The organism is Oryzihumus sp. (assembly GCF_036391795.1).
In the GTDB taxonomy this organism is placed as follows: domain Bacteria; phylum Actinomycetota; class Actinomycetes; order Actinomycetales; family Dermatophilaceae; genus Oryzihumus.
Map to the genome: position 1 here is coordinate 1 of NZ_DASVZH010000313.1, position 3855 is coordinate 3855.

General features: G+C 72.5%; 3 protein-coding genes. All 3 read left to right on the forward strand.

The window, feature by feature from the left end; all coding sequences use genetic code 11:
* A partial coding sequence (gene argS, locus VF825_RS19110) for an arginine--tRNA ligase (protein WP_414695900.1) occupies positions 1-1625 on the forward strand: 1625 nt, incomplete at its 5' end.
* Entirely contained in the window at positions 1625-3046 is a 1422-nt protein-coding gene (gene lysA / locus VF825_RS19115) for a diaminopimelate decarboxylase (protein ID WP_331116386.1), read from the forward strand. The genes argS and lysA, both read left to right, overlap by 1 nt.
* Before the next feature lie 96 nt (positions 3047-3142).
* A partial coding sequence (locus VF825_RS19120) for a homoserine dehydrogenase (protein ID WP_331116388.1) occupies positions 3143-3855 on the forward strand: 713 nt, incomplete at its 3' end.

Consider the following 3855-nt stretch of genomic DNA (forward strand, 5'->3'; position numbering starts at 1 on the left):
GCTCCGCGCTCGTTGCCGCCGTGGAGGCGGGCGAGCTGACCGTCGTCGTGCCGGATGAGGTGCGGGTGGAGCGTCCGCGCAGCCGGGAGCATGGGGACTGGGCGACGAACGTGGCGTTGCAGCTGGCCAGGGGTGCCGGTATGCCGCCGCGGGAGGTCGCCTCCCGGCTCGCCGCGCGTCTGGGTGCGGTGGCGGGGGTCAAGGCGGTGGAGGTGGCGGGGCCCGGGTTCTTGAACATCACGCTGGATGCGGCCTCGGCGGGGGAGCTGGCGCGGACCGTGGTGGAGGCCGGGAAGGCCTACGGACGGGGCGATGCCGAGGCGGGCAAGCGGATCAACGTCGAGTTCGTCTCGGCGAACCCGACCGGCCCGATCCACCTCGGTGGCACCCGGTGGGCCGCCGTCGGCGACTCCCTGGCCCGCATCCTCGAGGCGTCCGGCGCCGAGGTCACCCGGGAGTACTACTTCAACGACCACGGTGCCCAGATCGACCGGTTCGCCCGGTCGTTGCTGGCCGCCGCGAAGGGGCAGCCGGCCCCCGAGGACGGCTACGCCGGGGCCTACATCAGCGACATCGCGACCACCGTCATGGCGCAGGAGCCGGGCATCCTCGACCTGCCCGCCGACCAGGCGCAGGAACGCTTCCGGGCGCTCGGCGTCGAGCTGATGTTCGGGGAGATCAGGTCCTCGCTGCACGACTTCGGCGTCGACTTCGACGTCTACTTCCACGAGAACTCGCTGCACGAGTCTGGGGCCGTCGACCGCGCGGTGGAACGGCTCACCGAGCTCGGCGTGATGTACGAGAAGGACGGCGCCCGGTGGCTGCGCACCACCGACTACGGCGACGACAAGGACCGGGTCGTCATCAAGAGCGACGGCAAGCCGGCCTACATCTCCGGCGACCTGGCCTACTACCTCGACAAGCGCGAGCGCGGCTTCGACCGGGTGTTCATCATGCTCGGCGCCGACCACCACGGCTACGTCTCGCGGATGATGGCGATGTGCGCCGCGTTCGGCGACACCCCGCACGAGAACCTCGAGATCCTCATCGGCCAGATGGTCAACCTGGTCAAGGACGGCCAGCCGGTGCGGATGAGCAAGCGCGCCGGCACGGTCGTGGTGCTCGAGGACCTCGTCGAGGCCGTCGGGGTCGACGCCGCCCGCTACGCCCTGACCCGGTCCTCGACCGACTCCACCATCGACATCGACCTCGACCTGCTCGCGAAGCACAGCAACGAGAACCCCGTGTTCTACGTGCAGTACGCCCACGCGCGCACCTGCCGGGTCGCGCGGCTGGCCGCCGGGGACGGGGTGCGTCGGGAGGACGGCTTCGACCCGGCGCTGCTGACCCACGAGACCGAGTCGGCGCTGCTGGCGATCCTCGGTGACTTCCCGCGCGTGGTCGCGCAGGCGGCGCAGCTGCGCGAGCCGCACCGGGTCGCGCGCTACCTGGAGGACCTCGCCGCCCGTCTGCACAAGTGGTACGACGAGTGCCGGGTCCGGCCCCGCGCCGAGGAGGAGGTCACCGACCTCCACCGCACCCGCCTGTGGCTCAACGACGCCTCCCGTCAGGTGCTCGCCAGCGGCCTGGGCCTGCTGGGCGTCTCGGCGCCGGAGCAGATCTGATGCGCGCCCACGAGGCCGGCGCGCTGCACGCCGAGGGCTACCGCGGGCCGTCGTGGCTCAAGCCCCCGGCCGACGTCAACGACCTGGTCACCCACCTGTGGGCCCGGTCGGTGGGTCGCGGCCGCGACGGCGCACTGACCGTCGGCGGCGTCGACGTCCGCGACCTCGCGGCCGAGTTCGGCACCCCTGCCTACGTCATCGACGAGGAGGACTTCCGCGCTCGCGCCCGCGAGTTCAAGGAGGCCTTCGCCGAGGCGTTCGGCGACCTGTGCGGCGGCGCCGACGTCTACTACGCGGGCAAGGCGTTCCTGTGCACCCAGGTGGCCCGGTGGGTCCACGAGGAGGGGCTGCACCTCGACGTCTGCTCCGGCGGCGAGCTCGCCGTGGCGATCCGTGCCGGCATCCCGGGGGAGCGGATCGGCCTGCACGGCAACAACAAGTCGGTCGCCGAGATCGAGGCGGCGCTGCGCCATGGGGTCGGCCGGATCGTCCTGGACTCCTTCGAGGAGATCGACCGCGTGGCCGCCGCGGCGCAGCGGCTCGGGGTCGTGGCCCCGGTCCTCATCCGGGTCACCGTGGGCGTGGAGGCCCATACCCACGAGTACATCGCCACCGCCCACGAGGACCAGAAGTTCGGGTTCAGCCTGTCCGGGGGGCAGGCGGCCGACGCGGTGCGGCGCGTGCTGGAGCACCCGGCATACCTCTCGCTCAAGGGGCTGCACAGCCACATCGGCAGCCAGATCTTCGACGTCAGCGGCTTCGAGGTCGCGGCCCGCCGGGTCATGGGGCTGCACCTCGACATCGCGCGCGAGCACGGGGTCGAGCTGCCCGAGCTCGACCTCGGCGGGGGCTTCGGCATCGCCTACACGACCCAGCACGACCCGCTGGCGCCGAAGGTGCTGGCCGCCGGCATGGCCGAGATCGTCGCCCGCGAGTGCCGCGCCGACGGGGTCGCCGTGCCGCGGATCTCGGTCGAGCCGGGGCGGGCGATCGCCGGTCCGAGCACCTTCACGCTCTACGAGGTCGGCACGGTCAAGGAGGTGCTGCTCGACGGCGCCGCGACGCGCACCTACGTCGCCGTCGACGGCGGGATGAGCGACAACATCCGCCCGGCCCTGTACGACGCGGACTACTCGTGCACGCTGGCGAACCGGCGCAGCGAGGCTCTCCCGGCGCTGGCGCGCGTGGTGGGCAAGCACTGCGAGAGCGGGGACATCATCGTCAAGGACGAGTTCCTGCCCTCCGACGTGGCCCCCGGCGACCTCATCGCCGTCCCCGGCACCGGGGCCTACTGTCGCAGCCTGTCCAGCCAGTACAACCACGTCCCCCGCCCGCCGGTGGTGGCCGTCCGCGACGGCGTGGCCCGGGTCATCGTGCGGCGCGAGAGCATCGAGGACATCCTCGCCCTCGACGTCGAGTAGCCACGTCGTCCGCATCGCGGAACGAGGCGCGTCCACAGCGTGGACACGGCAGGATGGACGCAGGCTCGTGAGGCCCGAGATGCGTGAGGAGCAAGCGTGAGCAACCTGGCCAGTCCGGACGTCCAGCCCCTGCGCGTGGCCCTGCTGGGCTGCGGCGTGGTCGGCACGGCGGTGGCCCGCCTGCTCACGGAGCACGCCGACGACATGGCCGCCCGGGTGGGCCGGCCGCTGCAGGTCGTCGGCATCGCGGTGCGCCGGGCGGGCAAGGACCGCAGCGAGACCGGGGTCGACCCCTCGCTGTTCACCACCGACGCCGAGGAGCTGGTCACCCGCGCGGACGTCGTGGTCGAGGTGATCGGCGGCATCGAGCCGGCGCGCAGCCTGATCCTGCGGGCCTTCGAGCACGGTGCCAGCGTGGTCACCGCCAACAAGGCGCTGCTGGCCGAGGACGGGCCGCTGCTCTACCAGGCTGCCCAGGAGCACGACGTCGACCTCTACTACGAGGCGGCCGTCGCCGGGGCGATCCCGCTGCTGCGCCCGTTGCGCGAGTCCCTCGCCGGCGACGACGTGCGCCGGGTGCTCGGCATCGTCAACGGCACGACCAACTACGTGCTGGACAAGATGGACACGACCGGCGCCGGCTTCGCCGAGGCGGTCGAGCAGGCGCAGGAGCTCGGCTACGCCGAGGCGGACCCGACCGCCGACGTCGAGGGCTTCGACGCCGCCGCCAAGGCCGCGATCCTGGCCTCCCTGGCGTTCCACTCCCGGGTCAGCGGCAAGGACGTCTACCGCGAGGGCATCACCGAGGT